At 54.9% G+C, this 24,660-nt stretch carries 21 protein-coding genes; 12 read left to right on the top strand and 9 right to left on the bottom strand.

Annotated features, from left to right (window positions below; translation table 11 throughout):
* Positions 1–265 precede the first annotated feature (265 nt).
* Positions 266–1,102: a tRNA cyclic N6-threonylcarbamoyladenosine(37) synthase TcdA gene (tcdA, locus tag G5195_RS12120; RefSeq protein WP_421222020.1), complete on the top strand. Its 837-nt coding sequence runs from the start codon at positions 266–268 to the stop codon at positions 1,100–1,102.
* Positions 1,103–1,123: 21 nt separating this feature from the next.
* Here tcdA and G5195_RS12125 read toward each other — a convergent pair whose 3' ends face one another.
* The gene (locus G5195_RS12125; RefSeq protein ID WP_421206282.1) at positions 1,124–1,558 is read right to left on the bottom strand and encodes a SufE family protein; all 435 of its coding nucleotides are present in this window, start codon (positions 1,556–1,558) and stop codon (positions 1,124–1,126) included.
* Between the two features lie 13 nt (positions 1,559–1,571).
* Positions 1,572–2,792 (bottom strand): aminotransferase class V-fold PLP-dependent enzyme, encoded by a 1,221-nt coding sequence (locus G5195_RS12130; protein ID WP_421222018.1) that lies wholly within the window; start codon positions 2,790–2,792, stop codon positions 1,572–1,574.
* 181 nt (positions 2,793–2,973) lie between these two features.
* Between G5195_RS12130 and rep the strand changes: the two genes are divergently transcribed.
* Entirely contained in the window at positions 2,974–4,986 is a 2,013-nt protein-coding gene (rep, locus tag G5195_RS12135) for a DNA helicase Rep (protein ID WP_421222017.1), read from the top strand.
* On the opposite strand, the gene G5195_RS12140 is transcribed toward rep, so the two are convergent.
* The 5 genes from G5195_RS12140 to G5195_RS12160 form a co-directional block, all read right to left on the bottom strand.
* Positions 4,983–7,265 carry a putative bifunctional diguanylate cyclase/phosphodiesterase gene (locus tag G5195_RS12140; RefSeq protein ID WP_216979758.1) on the bottom strand — a complete coding sequence of 761 codons (2,283 nt, stop codon included), beginning with the start codon at positions 7,263–7,265 and terminating at the stop codon, positions 4,983–4,985. The genes rep and G5195_RS12140 overlap by 4 nt on opposite strands.
* Before the next feature lie 85 nt (positions 7,266–7,350).
* Positions 7,351–7,806 carry a c-type cytochrome gene (locus tag G5195_RS12145; RefSeq protein WP_204480583.1) on the bottom strand — a complete coding sequence of 152 codons (456 nt, stop codon included), beginning with the start codon at positions 7,804–7,806 and terminating at the stop codon, positions 7,351–7,353.
* A gap of 197 nt (positions 7,807–8,003) precedes the next feature.
* Positions 8,004–9,032 carry an L-threonine 3-dehydrogenase gene (tdh, locus tag G5195_RS12150; protein ID WP_421236180.1) on the bottom strand — a complete coding sequence of 343 codons (1,029 nt, stop codon included), beginning with the start codon at positions 9,030–9,032 and terminating at the stop codon, positions 8,004–8,006.
* Positions 9,033–9,087: 55 nt separating this feature from the next.
* A complete protein-coding gene (locus tag G5195_RS12155) occupies positions 9,088–10,278 on the bottom strand; it encodes a glycine C-acetyltransferase (protein WP_127007235.1) in 1,191 nt (396 codons plus the stop codon).
* A gap of 115 nt (positions 10,279–10,393) precedes the next feature.
* Positions 10,394–11,038, bottom strand: a complete 645-nt coding sequence (locus tag G5195_RS12160; RefSeq protein WP_005340848.1) for a TetR/AcrR family transcriptional regulator — start codon at positions 11,036–11,038, stop codon at positions 10,394–10,396.
* Positions 11,039–11,196: 158 nt separating this feature from the next.
* Here G5195_RS12160 and rfaD point away from each other — a divergent pair, with 158 nt between their 5' ends.
* The 4 genes from rfaD (at position 11,197) to G5195_RS12180 (ending at position 16,335) form a co-directional block, all read left to right on the top strand.
* On the top strand, positions 11,197–12,153 hold the full coding sequence (gene rfaD / locus G5195_RS12165) for an ADP-glyceromanno-heptose 6-epimerase (RefSeq protein ID WP_040069912.1): 957 nt from the start codon (positions 11,197–11,199) through the stop codon (positions 12,151–12,153).
* Between the two features lie 118 nt (positions 12,154–12,271).
* Complete coding sequence (locus G5195_RS12170) at positions 12,272–14,032, top strand: polysaccharide deacetylase family protein (RefSeq protein ID WP_421222011.1); 1,761 nt, start codon at positions 12,272–12,274, stop codon at positions 14,030–14,032.
* 3 nt (positions 14,033–14,035) lie between these two features.
* Positions 14,036–15,262, top strand: coding sequence for an O-antigen ligase family protein (locus G5195_RS12175; protein WP_421222009.1), 1,227 nt, complete (start codon positions 14,036–14,038; stop codon positions 15,260–15,262).
* The gene (locus G5195_RS12180) at positions 15,259–16,335 is read left to right on the top strand and encodes a glycosyltransferase family 9 protein (RefSeq protein WP_421222007.1); all 1,077 of its coding nucleotides are present in this window, start codon (positions 15,259–15,261) and stop codon (positions 16,333–16,335) included. Before G5195_RS12175 ends, G5195_RS12180 begins: the two co-directional genes overlap by 4 nt.
* A gap of 38 nt (positions 16,336–16,373) precedes the next feature.
* Here G5195_RS12180 and G5195_RS12185 read toward each other — a convergent pair whose 3' ends face one another.
* Positions 16,374–17,351, bottom strand: a complete 978-nt coding sequence (locus tag G5195_RS12185) for a hypothetical protein (RefSeq protein ID WP_216952610.1) — start codon at positions 17,349–17,351, stop codon at positions 16,374–16,376.
* A gap of 52 nt (positions 17,352–17,403) precedes the next feature.
* Complete coding sequence (locus G5195_RS12190) at positions 17,404–18,465, bottom strand: glycosyltransferase (protein WP_421222005.1); 1,062 nt, start codon at positions 18,463–18,465, stop codon at positions 17,404–17,406.
* Between the two features lie 236 nt (positions 18,466–18,701).
* On the opposite strand from G5195_RS12190, the gene G5195_RS12195 reads away from it, so the two are divergent.
* The 6 genes from G5195_RS12195 (at position 18,702) to G5195_RS12220 (ending at position 24,635) form a co-directional block, all read left to right on the top strand.
* Positions 18,702–19,913, top strand: coding sequence for a 3-deoxy-D-manno-octulosonic acid transferase (locus G5195_RS12195; RefSeq protein WP_216980247.1), 1,212 nt, complete (start codon positions 18,702–18,704; stop codon positions 19,911–19,913).
* Positions 19,914–20,111: 198 nt separating this feature from the next.
* Positions 20,112–20,933, top strand: coding sequence for a helix-turn-helix transcriptional regulator (locus G5195_RS12200; protein WP_194494871.1), 822 nt, complete (start codon positions 20,112–20,114; stop codon positions 20,931–20,933).
* 40 nt (positions 20,934–20,973) lie between these two features.
* Positions 20,974–21,609 carry a LysE family translocator gene (locus tag G5195_RS12205; RefSeq protein WP_323913342.1) on the top strand — a complete coding sequence of 212 codons (636 nt, stop codon included), beginning with the start codon at positions 20,974–20,976 and terminating at the stop codon, positions 21,607–21,609.
* 57 nt (positions 21,610–21,666) lie between these two features.
* Positions 21,667–22,797 (top strand): ABC transporter substrate-binding protein, encoded by a 1,131-nt coding sequence (locus G5195_RS12210; protein ID WP_368173774.1) that lies wholly within the window; start codon positions 21,667–21,669, stop codon positions 22,795–22,797.
* Between the two features lie 390 nt (positions 22,798–23,187).
* The gene (locus G5195_RS12215) at positions 23,188–23,844 is read left to right on the top strand and encodes a DUF3313 domain-containing protein (RefSeq protein ID WP_421236181.1); all 657 of its coding nucleotides are present in this window, start codon (positions 23,188–23,190) and stop codon (positions 23,842–23,844) included.
* 278 nt (positions 23,845–24,122) lie between these two features.
* Positions 24,123–24,635 (top strand): cupin domain-containing protein, encoded by a 513-nt coding sequence (locus G5195_RS12220; RefSeq protein ID WP_019445003.1) that lies wholly within the window; start codon positions 24,123–24,125, stop codon positions 24,633–24,635.
* Positions 24,636–24,660: the final 25 nt, after the last annotated feature.

The raw sequence follows: 24,660 nt of genomic DNA on the forward strand, positions 1-24,660 counted from the left end.
TCAGAAGTGAAACGCGGTAGCGCCGATGGTAGTGTGGCATTCGCCATGCGAGAGTAGGACACTGCCAGGCACCCAATACAAGAAACCCCGCTCATCTGAGCGGGGTTTTTTATTGCGTGTCATTCAGCAAATAGTCTGAAAATTGACCTTTTATTCTCTCTTCTCTGCCGTTTTCCCTGTTTTTCCTCCCCTATTTTCTCCGGTTCTGCCATCGCCGCTGGCTCTGGTTGCCGTTATAATGGCCGCCCTCAAGCAAGGTGGTGGTATGAAAGCAGAATATCTACAGCGATTCGGGGGCATTGCCCGTCTTTATGGTCAGAACGCCCTGCGTTCCTTTAGCCAGGCCAAGGTCTGTGTGGTGGGGATCGGCGGTGTGGGCTCCTGGGCAGCCGAGGCGCTGGCCCGCGCCGGTATCAACCAGATCACCCTGATCGACATGGACGATATCTGCATCACCAACACCAATCGCCAGATCCACGCTATGCAGGGGACGGTTGGTCGCCTCAAGACAGAGGTGATGGCCGAGCGCATTCGCGCTATCAATCCGGATTGTGAAGTGATCGAGGTGGACGATTTCGTCACCGCCGATAACCTGGCCGAGCATATCAAGCGGGAGTTTGACTATGTGGTGGATGCCATCGATTCGGTCAAGGCCAAGGTGGCGCTTATTGCCTTCTGCAAGCGCAACAAGATCCCGGTGATTGTGGCGGGCGGTGCTGGCGGGCAGATGGATCCGACCCAGATCTCTGTGGCCGATTTGGCCAAGACTATTCAAGACCCGTTGGCTGCCAAGGTGCGCTCCGACCTGCGCCGGTTGCACAACTTCAGCAAGAATCCGGCGCGCAAATTCGGAGTGGAGTGTGTCTTCTCAACCGAGCAGCTGAGTTATCCGGATGGTAATGGTGGCACCTGTCAGGCCAAAGCGGCCAGCGATGGCACCATGAAGATGGATTGCGCCTCCGGTTTTGGCGCCGTGACGCCAGTGACGGCAACCTTTGGGCTGGTTGCCGCGTCCCGGGTATTGAAGAAGATTGCCGAGCGGGGGGCCCGCGCCGAGAAAGAGGTCGGGAATGAAGAAGTAGGGGCGATTGGCGAAGCCTAATCGACCACTGAACAAGGCGGGTTAGACCGCTTGTTCCCGGATCGCCAGCACGATCGCTCTGAGCCCGTTACCTCGTGACGGGCTCAAGTGTTTCTCAAGCCCAAGTTCGCTGAAATAGCCTTCCATATCAAAATCCTGGATCGCCGCAGACGATTGGTGGTTGAGCGCGGCCAGCACGATGACGATCAAGCCACGCACGATGCGGGCATCGGAATCACAGGCAAAATGCCAGCAGCCATCCTCGCTTTTCTCTCCCTTCAGCCACGCCTGGCTTTCACAACCCTTGAGGCGGAATGCCTCCTGCTGCCATTCGCCGGGTAGCACCGGTAACTGCTTGCCGAGCTGGATGATGAGCCGGTACTGGTTCTCCCAGCCGTGAGCGGCGGCAAACTGCTGGCGGATGATGTCGGCGTTGGGCTCAAGGCCAATCTGGGTATAGCTTGCGAGGTTACTCATTCGGTTGTCTGCCTTAGAAGAAGTCACTGAGTTTGTGCAGGGCGGCCAGCAGGGCATCGACATCATCCCGATTGTTGTAGCAGCCCAGCGAGGCGCGCATGGTGCCGCCGATCCCGAGCGATTCCATCAGCGGCATAGCGCAGTGATGGCCGACTCGCAAGGCGATCCCCTGCATGTCGAGCAGGGTAGCGGCATCTTGCGGGTGGATATCCTCCAGCAGGAACGAGACCACACCGGCGCGCTGGTCGGGTTCGCCGATCAGGCGCAGCCCCGGCACCTGTTGCAGGCCTGCGACCAGATAGTCGGTTAGCGCCTGCTCATGGCTGGCGAGCCAATGCCGATCTTGCCCCATCACAAAGTCGATGGCTGCGGCGAGGCCGATAGCGCCAGCAATATGGGGGGTGCCCGCCTCGAACTTGAAGGGCAGGGTATTGAAGGTTGTGCCGCTGAAACTGACCCGATCGATCATCTCGCCACCGGCTTGCCAGGGCGGCATCCGCTCCAGTAGTTCGGTGCGGCCCCACAACACACCGATGCCGGTCGGGCCATAGAGCTTGTGACCGGAGAAGGCGTAGAAGTCGCAACCTATGGCCTGCACATCCACCTCGAGATGAGCCACCGCCTGAGCGCCATCGAGCAGGGTCAGAGCGCTGACTGCCTTGGCCGCTGCCACCATCTCTTTGACTGGATTGACGGTGCCAAGGGCATTGGATACGTGGGCCACGCTTACCAGACGGGTCCGTGGCCCCAGCATGGCGTGATAGGCGGCCAGATCGAGATCGCCCCGCTCATCGAGCGGGATGACCCGGATCACCGCGCCGGTACGCTGGGCGACCAGTTGCCATGGGACGATATTGGCGTGGTGCTCCAGCGTACTGAGGATAATTTCGTCCCCCGCCTTGAGCTCGCTCATCCCCCAGCTCTGGGCCACCAGATTGATCGCCTCCGTGGTGCCACGGGTCCAGATCACTTCGTGGCTGCGGGGTGCATTGATAAAGCGGGCGACCGTCTCGCGGGCAGCCTCAAAGGCTCGGGTAGCGCGGCCACTCAGAGCATGGGCGGCGCGGTGCACATTGGCATTGTCGGCCCCATAGTAGTGAGCGATGGCATCCAGTACCGCTTGCGGTTTCTGGGTGGTGGCCGCGTTGTCCAGATAGACCAGAGGGTGGCCGTTTACCTCCTGCGCCAAGGCCGGAAACTGGCTGCGCAGTTGGGTGTGCTGTTGCTGATTCATGCTCCCCTCATCATCCGGAAAAAGTCATCATCTCGAAAGGTCGGCCATGATCCTGAAAATAGCGCCCGAACACAAGGCGCGATAAGCCGGAATGGCGGTTGCCTGCCGTGCAGCAGGTACGGCTCGTCGGGTGATTTCTGGTACAATGCCGCCCCTCATCATAAGCCAAGAGATCCGGCCCATGAAGCTCAACCCCAATCAGAACGAAGCGGTCAAGTATGTCTCCGGCCCTTGCCTGGTGCTGGCGGGTGCCGGATCGGGCAAGACCCGCGTCATCACCAACAAGATTGCCTATCTGGTGCAGCAGTGTGGTTACAACGCGCGCAACATCGCCGCAGTTACCTTTACCAACAAGGCGGCACGGGAGATGAAGGAGCGGGTCGGCCAGACTTTGGGCCGAAAGGAGGCGCGGGGGTTGATGGTCTCCACCTTCCATACTCTGGGGCTCGAGATCATCCGCCGGGAGCACAACAGCCTGAATCTCAAGGCCAACTTCTCCCTGTTCGACGACACCGACCAGCTGGCGCTGCTGAAAGAATTGACTGAAGACGAGCTCGACAACGACAAGGACAAGCTCTCGGCCCTCATTACCCAAATCTCCAACTGGAAGAACGATCTCATCCTGCCTGCCCGCGCCATGCGCATTGCCCGCGGGCCGGAAGAGGTGCTGATGGCCCAGCTCTACGAGCGTTATCACCGCCAGATGGTGGCCTATAACGCGCTGGATTTTGACGACCTCATCGTGATGCCGACCCTGCTGCTCAAGAGCAATCAGGAGGTACGCGAGCGCTGGCAGAACAAGATCCGCTATCTGCTGGTCGACGAATACCAGGACACCAACACCAGCCAATACGAGCTGGTGAAGCAGATCGTCGGCGAGCGGGCCCGTTTTACTGTGGTGGGGGATGATGACCAGTCTATCTACTCCTGGCGCGGTGCCAAGCCGCAGAATCTGGTGCTGCTGAGCGAAGATTTCCCCAGCCTCAAGCTGATCAAGCTGGAGCAGAACTACCGCTCCAAGGGGCGCATCCTCAAGTGCGCCAATATCCTGATCGCCAACAACCCCCATGTGTTCGACAAGGCGCTCTTCTCCGAGCTCGATTACGGGGTGCCGGTCAAGGTGCTGTTTGCCAAGAATGAGGAGCACGAGGCGGAGCGCATCGCCGCCGAGATGATGGGCCACAAGTTTATGAACCGCACCCGGTTCAAGGATTACGCCATCCTCTATCGGGGCAACCATCAGTCGCGCATCTTCGAGAAGGCGCTGATGACCAACCGGATCCCTTACCGTATCTCCGGCGGCACCTCGTTTTTCTCCCGTACCGAGATCAAGGACATCATGGCCTACCTCAAGCTGCTGGTGAATCCGGATGAGGACACTGCCTTCCTGCGGGTGGTCAACCTGCCGCGACGCGAGATCGGCCCCACCACCCTCGAAAAGCTTGGCCAATACGCCAACCAGCGCGGCAAGAGCCTGTTTGCCGCCAGCTTCGAGCTGGGGCTGGAACAGCACCTCTCCGGCCGTGGCCTGACGGCTTTGCAGGCCTTTACCAACTGGCTGGTTCGCCTTGGTGATCAGGCGCTGCGCGGCAATCCGGTGGAGGCGGTGCGGGACATGATCAAGGAGATCCACTATGAAGAGTGGCTCTACGAGACCTCCCCCAGCCCGAAAGCGGCCGAAATGCGGATGCAGAACGTCTCCACCCTCTATCGCTGGATTACCGAGATGCTGGAAGGGGATGAGCTGGAGGAGTCGATGACGCTGGCTCAGGTGGTCACTCGACTCACCCTGCGCGATATGATGGAGCGCAATGAGGGGGAAGATGATGCCGATCAGGTGCAGTTGATGACCTTGCATGCCTCCAAGGGGCTGGAGTTCCCCTATGTCTACATGGTGGGGATGGAGGAGGGCTTGCTCCCCCACCAGACCAGCATCGATGAAGACAACGTCGAGGAGGAGCGGCGTCTCGCCTACGTGGGCATTACCCGGGCCCAGACCGAGCTGACCTTTACCCTCTGCAAGGAGCGGCGCCAGTTTGGCGAGTCGGTACGGCCAGAGCCGAGCCGCTTCCTGCTGGAGCTGCCGCAGGATGACCTTGAATGGGAAAACCAGAAGAAGGTGACTGCCGAGGAGCGCCAGCAGAAGGGGCAGATGGCGGTGGCCAATCTGCGCGCCATGTTCAAGAAAGATTAGGAGGTTGCGTTGCCGGGGGATAGCAGTGGAATGATGTCTGCTCCCGGCATGGGGGGAGATATATAGCGTCCTTGCCCCATCCGGCAGCCGATATCTATCAGCTTCTGTAACTGCTGCTGGTTCTCAATGCCTTCAACCACAAGGGTGTAATCGAGATCCTGACAGATATCCCGCATGGCGCGGATCAGCGCCAGATCTTTGGGGGACTGCAGCATCCGCTGGGTAAAGCTGTCATCCACCTTGATGTAATCTACCGGGAAATGGAACAGGGCGTTGAGGGAGGAGAAGCCGGTACCAAAGTCGTCCAGGCTGATCTGAATGCCCTTGGCACGCAGTTCATGCAGGGAGGCCAGCGCATCGGAATCCTGCCGCGACAGCTCCCGCTCGTTGAATTCAAAGATCAGATAGCCTGGTGCTATCCCCTCCTCATCGATAATGTCCACCAACCGCATGATGTGATCATGGTTGACCAGATGTTTGCCGGAGAGGTTGATGGCGACCTTGAACTTGCTCTGGCCCGAGATCGGAAGCCACACTTTCAGTTGCTGGCAGGTGTGGCGCAGGATCTGATAATCCAGCTCCAGAATCAGGCCACATTGCTCCGCCAGCGGAATAAAGTCGAATGCATCCTTCAGAATTCCCTCTTCGGTCAGCCAGCGCGCCATCACCTCCAGACCGGTCAGGCGGCTATCCTGTAGCCGGATCACCGGTTGGTAGTAGGGGACGATACGCCCTTCCCGCAGGGCCCGAGCCAGCATCTCTTCCGGCGAATTCCAGTTCTGGTTGATGCAATCATCCGAGTAGCTGACGATGCGGCTGCGGCCATTGCGTTTGGCCTGGTACATGGCCAGATCGGCCTGGTGGAGTAACTGGCTGATATCCGATGTCTGTTCGGACACACTCGATACCCCCAGGCTGACGGTAATACTCAGCTCATTGCCAAGCAGCCGGAACGGATAGGAGAGGCGGCTGATGATACGGTTGAGCACCGGGCTGATGTCATCTTCATGTTTGCTGCTATCGAGATAGATGACGAACTCGTCGCCCCCCAATCTGGCCACCATATCGTTTTGCCGGATGCAGGTCTGGAGGCGGCGGCTTACCTCCTTGAGCAGCTGATCACCAGCACTGTGGCCCAGGGTGTCATTGATCTGCTTGAAGTGATCCACATCGATGAAGATCACCGCAAACCCCGGTGACTTGTAGCGGTTGTAGTGGGTCATGGCTTGATTGAGGTGGTTCATCAACAGCGCCCGGTTCGGTAGCTGGGTCAGCGGGTCGTGAAGCGCATCGAATTGCAGCCGCCGTTCCAGCTCCTGATGCTGCTTGAGCTGCTTTTGCAGCCTGAGGTTGGTCTGACGCAGCTGTTGCAGCCGCTGGTTGATGGAGTCTTCACTATTGATGTCGTTAAGCTGCTGGCGGATCCGCTTCAGCTCCAACAGCAGGGTGAGCTGACCACGCAGGAAGTCGAGAAACAGCTTGTCGTCTGTCTCCAGCGGTTGCGCGGTGCTGATGATGAAGTGGGCGAAGTACTGTTGTTGCAGCCGTAGCGGCATGCTGTGCCAGTAGGTTGCCTCCCTGTTGACCTCGATATTGCTGGTGCTGTGGCACAAACCGCTGATGAATTCGTCGCTTTGACGAGGATGTGCGGGATAAATCTTCTCAAGCGTATGGCTGTGGAGCCTGACCAGCAGCATATCCTCAATGGCGAGCATCTGGCGCAGCACCGCCTCCAGCTGGGAGAAGAGCGCCTGACCGGGCAGGGTGTTGGCCAGTCGCATGATGCGGCTGATGCTCTCGATTTTCTTTTTCCAGTTCGGGTCTTTGCGGATCAGCGGCGAAGGCAGCTCGGTGAGATGGGAGCCCGCTTGGGTTTCGGTCAGCCGCTTGGATAGACACTCCAGCAGCAGGCGTAATGTGGGCAGGTCGGATGGTTCGCCGCGAGCCAGCAGCCACTGCACCTGACCATGTTCGATAGGAAAGACGCACCACCCTTCGGCCTCATCGAGCTGGGTGAGCTGATCGGTGATGCGGGACTGCTCCCGCCCCAGTTGTTGCTTGAAGGTATCGCTGATTTTGTAGGCGTAGAGCCAGTTCAGACCACTGTCGGAGAGGCCCAGCATGCCGAAATGCTGCAACGGGCAGAGCTGGTTTATCTGCTTTATCAGATCATCATAATCGCTGCTCTGCGCTGTAGGGGGAGCCGGAAAATCCATAATGGCAGAGACCAACGCCAGCAGAGGAGTTGAGTAGTGGGATTCGGTGGAATGGGGCGACATGAGCAACTCCCGACTATGCCTACCCTACAAGAGTAGTCGGAAGCCGATAGATTGAAAGGGCCGCAATTGCGGCCCTTTCAAATACTTAGAGGTTGTCAGTCATGTAGTGGATGGCGTTTTCAATCTCTTCATCACTACAGTTCGCACAGGTGCCGCGCGGAGGCATCATGCCGGACTTGCCGGTAAAGCCTTCAATGGCATGTTTCTTGAGAGTATCAATGCCTTGGGCGATGCGAGGATCCCAGGCTGCCTTGTCACCCCGTTTGGGGGCACCGGCGGCGCCGGTGTCGTGACAGGCAAAGCAGGCGCCCTTGTATACCGTTTCGCCATCGCGGGGACCGGAAGAGGCGGTCGCAGCAGGTGCAGCACCCGCGCCGGCAATACCTTCCAGATCCTTGGCGGTATAGACCTGACCGATCGGTTTGATCCGCTCGGCAATAGCCTCCGGTGACATCTCATCGGCAGCAAGCACTGCCCCAGACAAGCTGGCGGCCGTCATCCCGACAGCCAGCAAATAGCTCAGTTTTTTCAACACGCTCATATACTCCCAGCAGTCTTTTATTATCCATGTAAACGACGGGATTATAACCGAATAGTTACAGCCATTTAAACGCTTGTGTGTGAAGTGTTAAACACTCTGCGTACAAAGTTTTGGGCGATATCACGGCAATTCTGGTGGTGGAGATAAAAAGAAACCCGGCATTCGCCGGGTTTCGAGTAACCAAAGGGTGAAAAGGGTTATTTATCCCAGCTCAGGATCACCTTGCCGGAGTGGCCGGAGCGCATCGCATCGAACCCCTGCTGGAATTCGTCGATGTGGAATCTGTGGGTGATGATGGGGGAGAGATCCAGCCCGGACTGGATCAGGCTGGCCATCTTGTACCAGGTCTCGAACATCTCGCGGCCATAGATCCCTTTGATAAACAGCCCCTTGAAGATCACCTTGTTCCAGTCGATGGCCATGGTAGAGGGGGGAATGCCGAGCATGGCGATCTTGCCGCCATGGTTCATCTTGTCGAGCATCTCCTGGAAGGCGTTCGGGATGCCGGACATCTCCAGCCCCACATCGAACCCTTCGGTCATGCCCAGCTCGCTCATCACGTCGGCCAGCTTCTCCTTGGCCACGTTGACCGCGCGGGTGGCGCCCATCTTGCGGGCCAGCTCCAGCCGGTATTCGTTGACGTCGGTGATCACCACGTGGCGCGCACCCACATGGCGGCAGACGGCGGCGGCCATGATGCCGATGGGGCCCGCCCCGGTGATGAGCACATCCTCACCCACCAGATCGAAGGAGAGGGCGGTGTGCACCGCATTGCCAAACGGGTCGAAGATGGCGGCCAGCTCGTCCGGGATGTTGTCCGGCAGCTTGAAGGCGTTGAATGCGGGGATCACCAGATATTCGGCGAAGGCCCCCGGGCGGTTGACGCCCACACCTGTGGTGTTGCGACAGAGGTGAGTGCGCCCGGCGCGGCAGTTGCGGCAGTGACCGCAGGTGATGTGCCCTTCGCCGGAGACCCGATCGCCGATGGCGAAGCCGCGCACCTCCTGACCGATGGCGACCACTTCCCCAACATATTCGTGGCCGACCACCATGGGTACCGGAATGGTCTTCTGGGACCACTCGTCCCAGTTGTAGATGTGGATATCGGTGCCGCAGATGGCGGTTTTGCGGATCTTGATCAGCAGGTCGTTGTGGCCGAGCTCGGGGGCCGGCACATCCGTCATCCAGATGCCGACCTCTTTGTGCAGTTTGGAGAGTGCTTTCATGGCTGTTCCTTCAATATGAATGCAGAAAAAAGGGGCTGCAGCCCCTTGATTCAAATCAGATAACGCCGAGTTCACGGCCGATGCGGATAAAGGCGTCGATCGCCTTGTCCAGTTGTTCGCGGGTATGGGCGGCAGACATCTGGGTGCGAATGCGTGCCTGACCCTTAGGTACGACCGGGAAGGAGAAACCCACCACATAGATGCCAGCTGCCAGCATGCGGCTTGCCATTTCGGAGGCCAGTTTGGCATCCCCCAGCATCACCGGAATGATGGCGTGGTCGGCGCCTGCCAAGGTGAAACCGGCAGCGCTCATCCGCTCGCGGAAGTAACGGCTGTTCTCTTTCAGGCGGGCACGCAGGTCGTGACCTTCCGCCAGCATGTCGATCACCTTGATGGTGGCGGCGACAATAGAGGGGGCCAGCGAGTTGGAGAAGAGGTAGGGGCGGGAGCGCTGACGCAGCCAGTCGATCACCTCTTTCTTGCCGGAGGTATAGCCACCGGACGCGCCGCCGAGCGCCTTGCCCAGGGTGCCGGTGATGATGTCGACCCGCTCCATCACGCCGCAATATTCGTGGGTGCCACGACCATTTTCGCCGATAAAGCCGACGGCGTGGGAGTCATCCACCATCACCAGCGCATCGTATTTGTCTGCCAGATCGCAGATGGATTTGAGGTCGGCGATGACCCCATCCATGGAGAAGACACCGTCGGTGGCGATCAGCTTGAAGCGGGCGCCATCGGCGTCAGCCTGCTTGAGCTGGGCTTCCAGCTCGGCCATATCGTTGTTGGCGTAGCGATAACGCTTGGCCTTGCACAGCCGCACGCCGTCGATGATGGAGGCGTGGTTGAGGGCATCGGAGATGATGGCATCTTCGGCGCCGAACAGGGTCTCAAAAAGACCGCCATTGGCATCGAAACAGGAGGAGTAGAGGATGGTGTCTTCGGTGCCGAGGAAGGCAGACATCTTCTGCTCCAGCGCTTTGTGCTGATCCTGGGTGCCACAGATGAAGCGCACCGAGGCCATGCCGAAGCCATGGCTGTCGAGTCCCTGATGGGCGGCAGCGATCAGATCCGGGTGGTTGGCCAGCCCAAGATAGTTGTTGGCACAGAAGTTCAGTACCTGCTCACCGCCGACGGCGATGCTGGCCTGCTGGGCGGAGGTGATGATGCGCTCCTGCTTGTACAACCCTTCAGCTTGCACCTGGTTCAGTTGCTCGGTCAGGTGACGATAGAATCCGTTAGACATCCTCGATCCTTAGTGGCTATTTCAGCTGCGTATCAACAGAGGGCGACATTTTACTGCAATCTGTTGCGGTAAATTCAAATGATTGTGCTGATATTCAACAAATGTGAAACAGATCTCACCCAGCTGGTTGGGCCAGCTGGCGGTAGTGCTGCTCCAGCTGCTGGATCTGTCCGGCAACCTGGGGTTGCACATAGGGGCGCAGTAGGAACAGCACCTTCAACACGCCCTGATAGAGCAGCGGTTTGGTGATGCGGGTGTTGGGGGCCTGGGCAATCTGGAAGGGGATCCAGCAGGTCACCACCATCTTGATGGTCTGTCCCAGATCCGGCAGGTCTTCATCGCTGACATCTATGATGCCCCCTTCGCGCAGGCTTCTGAGCAGCGCGACCACTGAGGATCGCATCTGCTCCTGGGCCTTGAGGTACTTCTGTTGCAGCGGCTCGTCACGGCTCAGGATGTCCGGCAGATTGGCGTAGAAGAAGCGGAACTGCCACATCAGATAGAAGATGGCATCGAGATAGCCCATCAGATCCTGCAGAGTGATTTCACGGTTGCGGGTCGGCACGAAGCTCTCGCTCAGGTGACGGGCATACTGGTCGAAGATGGAGTGGATGATGTCTTCTTTATTGCGGAAGTGGTAGTAGAGGTTGCCCGGGCTGATACCCATGTGCGCCGCAATATGGTTGGTGGTGATGTTGCGTTCACCCTGATCGTTGAACAGCTCGGTCGCGCTGTGAATGATCCTGTCTCTGGTTTTCATCACTCATTCCTCCAACAGGTTCCGCTCGGGGCAGTTTTGAACAAGGTCGAATCCCCGGACGGCCCGTGATAAACTTTTCGGCAATTTCAAATTGGCTCACTATACACAGCTTTAACAAGCAGTCACATGTAGCCATCAACGTACGAGAGGCAAACTCCATGATCGTAGTAACTGGCGGTGCTGGCTTTATCGGCAGCAATCTGGTCAAGCAGCTGAACGCTCAAGGACGGACCGATATCGTGGTCATTGATGACCTGACCGACGGCACCAAGTTCGTCAACCTGGTCGATCTGACCATCGCTGACTACATGGACAAAGACGAGTTTCAGGCGCGCATCGTCTCCGGTGACGAGTTTGAAGAGTGGGACAACGGCATCGAGGTGATCTTCCACGAAGGTGCCTGCTCTGCCACCACCGAGTGGAACGGCAAGTTCATCATGGAGGTCAACTACGAGTACTCCAAGGATCTGTTCCACTACTGCATCGAGCGTGAAATCCCGTTCATTTACGCCTCTTCTGCCGCGACCTACGGTGGCCGCAACGACAACTTCATCGAAGATCCCAAGTTCGAACAGCCGCTCAACGTCTACGGCTACTCCAAGCAGCTGTTTGACCAGTACGTGCGCCGCTGGATGCCGGAGATCAACTCTCAGGTCGTTGGCCTCAAGTACTTCAACGTCTACGGCCCGCGCGAGCAGCACAAAGGCTCCATGGCTTCCGTCGCCTTCCACCTCAACACCCAGGTGAAGAAGGGCGAGAATCCCAAGCTGTTCGAAGGTTGCGATGGCTTCCCGAACGGTGGTCAGATGCGTGACTTCATCTATATCGACGACGTCTGCAAGGTAAACCTCTGGTTCTGGCAGAACCCGCAGCACTCCGGCATTTTCAACTGCGGTACCGGCCGTGCCGAGCCATTCCAGAACGTGGCCGAAGCGGTGATCAAGCATCATCAGAAGGGGTCTATCGAATACATCCCCTTCCCGGATCACCTCAAGGGTCGCTACCAGAGCTTCACCCAGGCTGACATGACCAAGCTGCGCAGCGTGGGTTATGACGCCGAGTTTAAAACCGTTGCCGAAGGGGTAGCGGATTACATGGCCTGGCTCAACCGCTAACAGGTGAGCACAACGCGGCAGTTTGAGCGCAAAACCGGAAGTGGGCACTCGCCTGCTTCCGGTTTCTGGTCTCTGTGGCTGCTTGCCGTTCCTCTCTTCTCTACCGGGTAACCGCGCGATGAATATATTGATGGCACTCTCCCAGCTCGAGGTAACGGGAGCTGAGGTCTATGCCACCACGGTCGGCAACGAACTGACCCGGCGTGGTCACAACGTCTTTTATGTATCAGATACCCTGACCAAGCCGACTCTTGGCCCAGTCTTCAAGCTGAGATTCAACAAGCGCAGCATTCTGCGCCGCTTCTGGCACGTCTTCTACCTTATCTATCTCATCAAAAAGCACCATATCCAGTTGGTGCATGCTCACTCCCGCGCCTCCGGCTGGAGCAGTTATGTGGCCTGCAAGCTGACTGGTACCCCGATGATCACCACGGTTCATGGTCGCCAGCCGGTGCACGCTTCGCGCAAGGCATTCCATGCTCTCGGCTATCGGGCAGTTGCCGTTTGTGAGGATATTGCCCATCAGATTGTCGACAATCTGGGGGTCGATCCCGCGATCGTGCAGGTGCTGCGCAACGGTATCGAAACCGACAAATTCCAGCCTGTGCCAGCGCCGGACAATCCCAAGCCGGTGATCGCCATCATTGGCCGTTTGAGCGGCCCCAAAGGGGAGCTCTGTTACCGTCTGCTCGACGAGGTACTCGATCTGGATGCCTACAAGGTGCGGATTGTCAGTGGTACCAAGGTGCCTGAGCGCTTTGCCCATTTCGAAGGCCGTGCCGAGTTTGTTGGCTATGTTGACGATGTGCCCGCTCTGCTGGCGAGTTGCGATCTGGTGATCGGCGCCGGTCGGGTAGCGATGGAAGCACTGCTCTGTGGTCGGCCCGCCTTTGCCATTGGTGAAGCCAAGGCAGTTGGTCTGGTAACCGAACAGAATCTGGATGATGCTCTGGCGAGTAATTTTGGCGATATCGGCCCCAAGGATCTGGCCATCGATTTTGCCGCGCTGAAGGGCGAAATCGAATCCGCCCTCGCAAGCAATGTGGTGCCGGAAGCCATTCGCCAACGCATTCAGGATGAGTATGGCTTGCAGGGGGTAGTATCCGGCCTCGAAACCATCTATCAGGATGCCGTAGTCGAAACCCTGCGCCGCGAGATGCCCGTCATCATGTACCACCGTTTTATCGAGCAGGATAGCGAGAAAGGAGTGCATGGCACCTGGATGCCGATCACCATGTTCGAGAAGCATCTGCGACTGATGAAGTGGCTCGGCTACGAGACCCTGACTTTCCGCGATTTGGCGGACAAAGGCTTTATCCACCGTCTGCAATACGGCAAGAAGTACCTGATGATCACCGCCGATGACGGCTATCAGGACAACCTGACCCGCATGCTGCCACTGCTGGAAAAATATGGTTACAAAGCCGTGGTGTACGTAGTCACAGGTGAAGGTTATAACCGTTGGGATGTGGAGCATCCGACCAATCCGGATACCAAGGTTTCGCTAATGAGTGGTGAGCAGGTCAAAGCGCTGGCCGCCAGCGGTCATGTGGAAATTGGTGGTCATACCCTGACCCATCCCCGCTTGAGCAAGCTCACACCCGAACAACAAGCCCATGAAATTCAGGAGAATAAACGCCAACTGGAGGCCCTGCTTGGCCATCCGCTGCTCTCGTTTGCCTACCCTTACGGAGATATGGATGAGAGTGCCAAGGAACAGGCTATCACCGCCGGGTATCGTTTTGCTGTCGCTACCAATAGCGGCCCCAAAGCAATGCACCAGGACCCTTTCCAGATCCGCCGGATTGCCATCTTCCCCCGTACCGATGTATTCGGGCTGTGGCGAAAAATTCGTGGGAATTATGTGTTCAGGAAATAACTTGTGAATTTAGATAATAATTGCCTACGACTAAATATTATTGTGCAATTTGCAGCTTTTTTATTTGGCGCAATAGTTTTAACGGTCCCCAGTGGCTATGGATATGGGCCCAGCATTTTAGTTTTGACAAGTGTTTTTGTCTTTTGGCGTAAAAAATATTATTTGGCAATGAGTTCAGAGGTGAAAATATTATCATATATATTCATCTCTTTTTTTGTCATCCAAGCAGTATCAATCGGGATTGATGGTGGCGCTCTCAAAGAGTTAGACCGACCAAGTCGCTTGTTAATGGCTGCAATGACCTTACCTTTATTAAGTGTGTTCCCCATTAACATAAACGTTCTTATTGCTGGCCTCTCTATAGGAGCAGTGAGTTCAGGTCTAATCGCAATATATGAAAAGTTTTATCTTGGAATGCCTCGAGCTTTTGATGAAAGCATGCCAATTCAGTCAGGAAACATCAGCATGACATTGGCATTGTTATGTCTGTGTGCTTTTTTCTGGTTCCGCCATTTAGGGAAGAAAAACATTGCTACCTTTATGCTTCTTTCATTTTTAATGGGGGGTATAGGCAGTTTTCTCTCCGGGACCAGAGGTGGCTGGGTTTTACTTCCAATCGTCTTGTTTACAATAGTTTTTTATTTTAGAAAACAGCTATCCCTGAAAGATGGTCTCTATGCAAGCACTGTATGTGCCTTGTTGCTTTTCTTGGCTATGCTTCCGCAAAGTGGCGTAATGGATAGGATATATAATGCCAAAGCAGATGTTGTTCATTATTTTGATGGTGTGAATCCGGATACATCTCTAGGCATTCGATTGCAGTTGTGGGAAAGTGCATATAACTCTTTTTTGGAAAAACCAATATTTGGTTGGGGAAATAACGGAATTCGCTTATCACAATTAAACCAATATAATAATGGTTCTATATCCGAGTTCATTTATAATTTTAACTCACATGCACATAATCAATTTTTAGATGAATTGGCTAAACGCGGCATTATAGGCTTCTTGATGTTAGCCCTGCTGTACTTTTATCCACTTTGGGTTGCGAGTAAAAATAGAGATAACTTATTGGTCAGTAGTATGTTGGCGGTTTCATCATTAACTCTTGTTGATTATAGCTTGAGTCAAGCATTTATAAGCCATAACTCCGGGATGATATTCTTCATGTTTTTATTTTCGGCTTTAATTACCACAATAAAGGTATCGCCTTTGGAGGGAAGAAAATGATTAAGAAATTGCAATCATGGCGCGATATCATTCGTCGTAAAATAGGGATTGTGCTTTTTGACCGATCTTTGAGATCGTCTTCAAATGAAGATGGTGCTATAGTCTTTGTTCGTTGGGATGCCAAATTGGGTGATGCCATAGTATCATCTTGGGTCACTCGTGAAATAAAAAAGAAGTTTCCAGGCAAAAAAGTAGTTGCAATTACAACCCCTGAGATGAGGTCTTTATTTAAAAACCAGTTTCTTTTTGATGAAGTTTATTCTATTCCGAAAAGACCAAGTTATGCAGCACTCGCCTCATTGGCTAGAGATATAGGAGATATTGAATATCTTGTTCATCTTACTAATGAAATGAAGATGAAAGATATTTTCTTTATCTCAAAATTATCTGTAAAAAATGTTATTGGTATAGATGACAAAATAAAATGTGTGAATATTAAAATTGGTCATTTAACCAAGAATATTCACTTCTCACAGAAGTTTGCCTTGGCCGTTAATAAAATGGGGGTTGATAACCCCGATACAGATTATATTGTTCCAGAATATCTTGAAGATGAGTCAAGCGTTAAATCTAGCTGGCCTGATAATCCCACAATCTGTTTTAATCCTTACGGTAGTGGCAGCTCACGAACATTTAATGATGAAAAAATTATCGAGATCCTGAAGGTTATGTTGAGCAAGCCTGGATATAATGTATGTTTGCTCTATCCACCGATAAAGAAAATTGAAACAGAACACAATATCAGGAGAATGCCTGATATCTTAAGGGAAAGAGTTATCACACATGACTCATCCCATTCTTTAGGTGTTCTATTCGCTCAAATAAGAAATAGTATCGGTATCGTGTCTGTAGATACGGCGACAGTACACATTGCCGCAGGGCTGAAAAAACCTATATTTGGAATATATAATGATAATTTTGGTAAAGGTGAAAACCGGGAGTGGTTACCAAATTTTGAGAAAGCCATGGTAATGTATGTTGATGCCAAAAAAGAACAAAATGTAAACTACATTAATATGGAGGAGTTTGAGAATCAATTTAATGATTGGTATGTTCAGTACATAGCACAATAATTTAGATTTCTGCACCATAGCCTGGTGCAGAATAAAAATTAAAGCATCGCCTTTATGTATTTATTTACCCATATATCTAGTCTGTATTGATTTTTTATCTCGTCAGATATGTGATGATAAGGGATCGTTAAAAAGTCAGGTGAGACTTTTAGATCTGTATCTGTTATGCAAAATATATTGTTGGGATGAAAGAACGGAAATGTCTCTGCGGTATTGTTATTTGATATTATTTTTTGTTCATAGGCAAGAGACTCAAAGAATCTAAAAGACAAGCCTTTTTGTGACTGGTATCCTATATCAAGAATACAGTGATAAGCCGATGAGATTGCCAATAGTTCATCACCAGTAATTGGCTTGGTAATTATTTCGATTCTCTTGTCTCTTATTTTTTTGATCTTTCGGTGGTGATCAACATAAATCATGATTTTAATTTTTAAGTCTGGGTTGGCATCCAGAAATGCAGTCATAAAGGCGTAGCGTTCACGATCAAAGCTAAAAATACCAAACACATCACCATCATAGTTTCTGTTTGGTTGGAGTGGGGTTAAATTCTTTTTATAGTAGTTAGTTACTGGTGTAAAGCCATATTTTTTAACATCTTGCGGATCAAAGCTCAAAACTTTATCAAAAAGTGAAATGTTTTTGATATTATTTGGCATTCTGAGAGTACTGTCCCACAGGTGGCAAATCATCCTGTTGGTGCATTTTTTGAGCTGTGTCAGATGTTCTGCCGTGTAAATATCAGGATTAGTGAGGATAGTGATATCAAAGTGGCGGTTTTTTGTAAAACCATTCAAAAACTGGGTGGTCGACAGCCAGCTTCTTTCTTGTTTTAAATTTCTTTTAAACAGAGCCTTTGAAATTAAGTTTGATATTCTCTCTACTGGGTGCAGGTAATCATATCTAGATATTTCTCCATTCTCAATAAATGTAACCACGTGTCCTTGTTGTCGCATCTCTTCAACTATCGGGGTAATGAGCCCTGCGTTATCGATACCTATTAATAGGATATTCATTGGATTAGCTCTCAAAATGACATTTCAATGTTATTTCATTAAATTTAATAAACTAAAGTGACATAAATGATTTTATGGTCTCTGTACTAGAGAATGGGCTGTAAAAATGATCTGGTATATGCATTTTATCAATATCCATACGAGATATTTTTTGCGCTATTTTGGGAATGTCAAAAAGGGAGCAAAGGTTATCTTGCAGTGGCCCAGTAAGAATTTCTGCCGGCCCAGACGGGCAATCCACGCTGATCACCGGGGTATGGCAGATGAGTGCTTCAATAAGCACTGTTGGCAGCCCTTCAGCATCGGATGTCAGGATGAGCGCCTGAGCGGCTTTGATATAGGGGTAGGGGTTCTTCTGAAAGTCGATGATCTTCACCTTGTTGGCAAGTTTCATCTCCTCGATCATGGCTTCAATGTGAGGGCGTCGCTCCCCTTTGCCCATCAGAACGAGTGGCGTAGCAACGCCGCTTAGCTGATATGCCTGCAAGAGACGATCGTGGCGTTTTCGTTCTTCGAAAGTGCCGACATGGATGAAATACTTTTCAAATGGCTTGTTGAAAGGCTCATCGGCCAACGCCTGAATTTTCTCGATATCAAACGGATTGTAGATAACCTGACACGATTTTGGTGTGGCTCTTACATTGTGCAAAATGTCGTCCGCGATGCCTCGAGATACGCAGATCAGTTTCTTGCCATTATAGAAACGCTTGAATTTTTCATATCCTTTGGCATTGTCTTTGGCAAAGCCGGTGACATTTCCGTGGATCCAGTAATAAATATTCAGTGTATCAGGCAGGTGTCTGGTAATTTTGTCACATGAGCATGAGATAATTACGTCAGGCGAGATCTCTTGGACTTTTTTCAAGATCAGAGATGCTTGTATTTTTTCAACCGCAACATTGGATATGGCTTTAGTCAGCTTTGTGACAATGCCAAGATTAATCGGGTGAATGTTGTCAGGTAGCGTATGGTCTATTTTTTCCCGCAAGGTAAACAAGGTAACATCGACACCTGCATCTTTTAGCAAGGATGCGGTATTGAGCAGAACTTTTTCCGCACCACCACCATACAAGTCTTCAACAATGAATAAAAACTTTTTAACTGGTGGGGTCATAACTGCTCCGCGGGTCTCATAACTGACTGGTAAATCTACTAAAAATGTGAATCGTAAACGAGCAAAATCAGGTGGCAACTGTTAAAGTCGTTAGCAATTTTTTCAATAGGTGTGGATCAATGATTGGTCTTAGTGGGCGCTACCATAACGCATTATTCGCGGCCTGTATATTTGCCGGGCTGCTGCTCTCCTGGTTGTTTTCTGTTAATCAGCTCCTCACCGGCGACCAGACCCAGATGCTCTACAAGGGTTACCTTGGAGCCTATGAGGGGGTCTGGCTCAGCTATGGCAATGCGGCGAGTGCGGTGGGCAATGTGCCGGGGAGCTTGTCGGCCTGGCTGATTGGTGGGCCGCTGCTACTGTGGGATTCTCCCTATGCCCCCATGGTGTTGCTGCTGGTGATGCGGTTGGTCGGTTTTCTGCTATTTGATGCGGTTATCCGCCAGGTGTTTGTTGACCCCGTATCGAAGGGCAATGCGCGGTTGCTGTTTCTGGTGCTCTGCTGGCTCAACCCCTGGTTCCAGTATGAGAGTTTGCTCTACAACCCCTCCTATCTCTTCCTCTTCTCGGCCATGCACTGCTGGTCGGCCTGGCATATGCGCGATCGGGCCTCATTCTGGCACATGATTGTTCACCTGCTGGCTATCGGTATGGCAATGCAGTTGCACTACTCCTGGCCGCTGCTGGCTGTGATCTCCACCTACCTCTTCTGGCGCCGCATCCTCAAGGTGAGCTGGAGCGGGGTGGTGGTCGCTGCCCTGCTGATCGGTGCATCTCTGATCCCCTACGCCATGGAAGTGATGAGCAACAGCCATATCACCCAGAACGTCGATCCCGAAGCGCGTCAGCGCTATATCGGATGGGGGCTGGTGCATGTCTATCCGGTGCTGAAATCGGTGATCTACTGGCTGCGTTACGGCTCCTGGCTGTTTGCCAGCAAGCTGGTCAACGACACCCAGTTCATCTGGCTGGCGGGTCATGAATATTTGCAGATGACAGCAGTCTGGCTGTGGCGGGTGGTGATCTACGGGGTGGGCTCTGCCACCGTGTTGCTGGCGGCCAAGGCCAACTGGCAACTGTGGCGGGATCTCAAGCCGCGTCTGCTGCGCAGCGACCGTGCATCAGTGGACGGCACGAGCTGGCTCGGCCTCTATGCGCTGGCGGCCGTATTGGCTGTGCTGGTGAGTGCGGCGCTCTCGCCCATCATCTTTAACTATTGGCACCTGATGCTGATATTCCCCTATGCCCTGTTCCCGATCCTGCTGTTGCTGGTTAGCTGGAGCCGCAACCATCCTCAGTGGGTTGGCAAGGGGCTGCTGGCAGCCACCCTGTTCTGCACCGCTGTGAACCTGATTGCGGCGAGCGACAGCACCAAGTTCTCCTATCAGGCGGACTACAAGCAGCAGGTGCAGGAGTATTTGCAGGAGATGAAGCTGCAACCCAAGTAACTGGGTTGTGTGATCAGTCGAAGGGAGGCGTAATGCCTCCCTTTGCTTTTTCCGTAGCTCAATAAGCGGGTTGTGGTTGCCGGTTATCGCTGGTGGCGTAGCCGACCTGCTTTGGTGGCCATTGCATCAGCTGCAAGGGCATAGCCGGAATGCAATAATCTACAAGCTTTCAGCTTGTTTGCGGTGTATCTATAACCCATGAATACCACCGATTCCCTCATCCGCTACTGGCAATCCCCGCACCTGCCGGGGGTCGAGCTGTCACACTCCCACCACAGGGCGTTCAGCTACGGCCGCCATGTCCATCTCGACTACCATATCGGGCTGGTGCAGCGGGGTGGCCAGAAGTTTATCCACAAGGGGAACAGTCACCATCTGGTGCGCGGGGTGCTCTCTACCGTCAACCCGGATGAGGTGCACGACGGCCTCAGCCTGCTGCCGGAAGGGTACGAGGTGCGGGTCTTCGCCATCGATCCGCAGCAGCTGGCGCTCTGGCTGCCAGAGCAGCCTGAACCCTTCTTCGACAAGGGATTGCAGAGCCGCCCCGACCTCTATCAGGGCTTTGCCCAGCTGCACGGCTATCTCGACAACCCCAAGGCCGATGGCCTGCTTATCGAGAGCCAGCTGCTCGCCCTGCTGGGAGAGCTGCTGCATCTGGCCCCCGAGGTACACCAGTTGGCGGATCCCCAGTTGCGATTTCTGCGCGACTACCTGATGGCTGCCCTCGACGAGCCCCACTCGCTGGAAGAGTTGGCGGGTCTGCTCGGGCTCGATCGCTTCGCCTTCCTGCGCCAGTTCAAGAAACGCAGCGGCATGACCCCCTACGCCTGGCTGAAACGGCTGCGGCTGGAGCAGGGCAAGCGGTTACTGGCGAGCGGGATGGCGGTGAGCGAGGTGGCGCTGGCGGTCGGTTTCTTCGATCAGAGTCACTTCCACCACGGCTTTCGTCAGGCATTCGGTCTGACGCCCGCCGAATTTCGTGCCCAGATGCAATCTTTTACAAGCCGCCCCCCCTGCTGATCCGCCATGCTGGCTCTCCGTCGTTAAAGCGAGAGTTGTTATGCTGACCAGTCTGTTCGTTACCCTCGGCCTGATGCACCTTATTGCACTGGCCAGCCCCGGTCCCGATTTCGCCCTGATCCTGCGCACCAGCCTGCACCGGCCGACCGCCCTTGGTGCGGCGCTGGGCATCTCGCTGGCGATCATGGTGCACGCCACCCTTAGCCTGACCGGGATCAGCATGCTGATCGCCAGCCACCCGCTGCTGTTTATGGTGATCAAGTGCTGCGGCGCCCTCTATCTGGGCTGGTTGGGGTGGGGCGCCTTGATGGCGGCTCGCCAGCAGAGCAGTACCGTGATGGCCAACGCCGCCAACGAGCTGCATGGTTGGGGCAGGGGCGTGCGCACGGGCCTTGCCACCAATCTGCTCAACCCCAAGGCGCTGGTGTTCTTTATCGGTCTGCTGGCCGCCATGGTGACACCAGAGGTGGACGGGATGACCCGCAGCCTGCTGGTGGGCGAGCTCTTCATCATCTCCCTCTGCTGGTTCGGGCTGCTGGCGTGGAGCCTCTCCACCGATCGCGCCCAGCGCCTGCTGCTGCGGGTGCAGCGGCCGCTCAATCTGGTGACCGGCGTGCTGTTTGCTGTGGTCAGCCTCTCCATTCTGGCCAGCATGGGCGCTGAGCTGGTGGCCTGACGAGTCGGCGCATGGGCCTATACTCCAACAAGGTTTGCCTGTCAGGAGTGCCCGACCATGCGTCTACTGCCTCTTTGCTGGTTGCTGGGGATGACCCCGGCGCTGGCGGCCCCGGTTCAGCTCAAATTGCTGGAGTGGGGCTATCTGCCAGCGGGTTATGAACAACAGTTTGCCGACTACGCCAAAGCCCATGGGGTGGAGGCGACGGTCAGCCGGATCGAGCCGCTGCTGACTGATTTCGACAGCGTCTACCGCGCCCTGCGCACCCGCAGCGCCGATGTGGTGCTGCCGACCAGCTACTTCTACAAGGCCCATCACCAGCCGCTGTTCAAGCTGCTGCTCCCCATCGATTTCAGCCGCCTGCAGCACTACCCCGAGGTGAAGCCCGCCCTCAAGAACACCGAGTATGACAAGCAGGGGGAGCGCAACTACTCGGTGCCCTTCTCCTACGCCATGTTCAGCCTCGCCTATGACAGCAAGCAGGTGCCGCAAGCGCCCACCAGTTGGCAGGTGCTCGCCAACAGCTCGCCGTCGGGCCAGTTTGCCGAGTTCTGCGACCAGTTCGAGCCGCTGCTCTTTTCGGTGCTGCTCTCGCTGGGCAAGTCGCCCGCCCTGTTTGCCAGCGGCGAGATGCTCGCCGACAAGACCTTGCAGCAAGAGGTGGAGCAGCAGCTCTCACAGCGGCTGCGAGCCAGTCGTGGCTTCTGGTTCAATCAGGCCAACCGCTGCGAGGATCTGCGCCAGCAGACCTTTGCCACCACCTGGGGGCTGGAGCTGGTGGAGTGCAACAAGCAGAACGATCAGCAGTGGCGGATCGCCATGGTGCAGGAGGGGGCCATCTATGCCCTCGATGCGATCTCCATTGCCCGCCATGTCGGGGATGATCCTGCACGGCTCAAGGCCGCCTACCTGCTGGTAGATTTTCTGCTGAGCGCGCCGCTGCAGCGCCAGATGCTGGTGGGCACACCCACCATCTCGGCCAGCAATATTGCCTCCCGGCCGCCCCTCAGCCCGCAGGAGCAGGCGGTGCTGCCGGATCGTCCGCTGCCGGAGTTTGACGAGCGGCTGCTGGTGCCCGCGTTGCCCGCCCATATCAAGAATCGCTACAAACGGATGGTGCAGCAGGCGATCGTCGCCAGCGGCAAAGAGGGGCTGGTCAAGCAGTGCCCCTGGGATCTCGATAACTGATGAATGAGCCTGCCGCTTCTCCGGCGGCAGGCAAGTTTGCGCAAGATGGCTGATGATCGGTCATCGCCCGTTCCAGGGCATTCCCCCGTTCAACTCACGCCACTCGCGGGCTCACATCGTTTGAAAAAACTGAGCGCTTTTCGCAGCCCCATTTAGCCGGATTAAACAACCGAACCCTCGCCAGATTGCCGTTCATACCCTGGCTGACCCTGTACAAAAGTGCCTCAATTGTGACAACTTGGATGTGAGCTGAACAATCCTGAACTGTCCCTTGTGGGAAGGTGATGAATAGGTTATTTCTCTGTGACATTGGCGGCATCCGGCACGGGTTCTCCAGCCATGTGGTGCGAAATCCACAGCAAAAACAAACAGTAAAATGCAGGAGCAAATATGAAAAAGGTCGTGATGGTTGCCGTGGCTGCGGCCCTTCTGGGTGGTTGCGCCGTCAAGAATCAGGTATCCCACAGCTTGCAGGCGATCCCGCTGACTGCCTTCCAGCAGAGCGAGAGCAACCCCAATCAGCGCGTCTACAAGGAGCCGGGCGTTGACCTGCGGCAATACAATGAGGTGCTGCTCGATCCGCTGCAGTTTATCCGGCAGGAGAACGGTCAGTGGTATCTGCTGACCGCCAATGAACAGAACCAGATCGGCCGCTACTACCACGACAAGTTCCAGAGCGAGCTGATCAAGCAGGGCGTCAAGATTGCCACCGCCCCCGGCCCGAAAGTCATGCGGATCCAGGCCGCCGTCACCAACTTCGACCTGACCCGCCCCGACCCCAAGCTGCGTGACCTGCTGCCGGCCAAGATCGCCATCAACGTCACCCGCGAAGTGATCGGCAAGGAGCCCTACCTGCTCAAGGTGGGCAGCATGGCCCAGTTGCTCGACTCCCGGAGTGGCAAGTTGCTGGTGCGGGTGATGGATGCCCGCGAGAGTCCGGATACCACCCACAAGGATGAGCCCATCACCGCCGAGGAGATGGAGAAGATGATCGACCAGTGGGCGGCCAGCCGTGCCAAACAGCTGGCGGACAATCTGGGGAAATAAGAGCGGGAAACAAGAGCGGAATGTCAGCCTCGGAAAACCGGTGCAGACAGATCGAGAGAGGGGGCCAGCGGCTCCCTCTTTTTGTCTCTATTTTTGCCCGCGCAACTGCCGGTCGCATGGCTGCGCAGCCCTTGCAGGATGGGAATTGACCCGCAGCCGAGTCCGTCTTTTCACCATCTGCTGCGAAGTGGGCTGACCGATTTCTGCTTTTCTCGCCCGCATTCTGGCAGTTAGGATGACCCTTCTCGTGACTGCATCCTCATGGAAAAGGAACCGCTATGAATCGCCACCCCTGCATCAAACACTGGAGCGAGCTGCAAGAGCAGACGCCGCGCTACTACTCCGGCAGTCAGGAGCCCTTGTCGCGCGGCTGCGCCCTCGGCAAACACTTCGGCTTTAGCCGCATCGGCATTCACCACGAGATTGTCGAGCCCGGCCATCGCACCAGCTGGCCCCATGCCGAGAAGACTGAAGACGAGTTTGTCCACGTGCTGGAAGGGACGCCGGATGTCTGGCTCGATGGCGTGCTCTATCGGCTGCAACCGGGCGACTCGGTCGGCTTCAAGGCCGGTGATGGGCTGGCCCACGCCTTTATCAACAACACCGAAGAGACTGTCCGGCTGCTTTGCATTGGCGATACCGATCGGGAGGACAACCGCATCCACTACGCCGTGCACCCCGAGCGCAATATCACCCTCGGCAAGCTGCACTGGGATGATGTGCCCGAGCGCGAATTGGGTGATCACGACGGCCTGCCTGACAAACTTCGCGAGAGCAACGGCCCCTTCTAGGGCGCTTGCCCTTCTGCGCACCAGC

This window comes from Aeromonas sp. 601039, assembly GCF_049174415.1.
Lineage (GTDB): Bacteria > Pseudomonadota > Gammaproteobacteria > Enterobacterales > Aeromonadaceae > Aeromonas > Aeromonas veronii_A.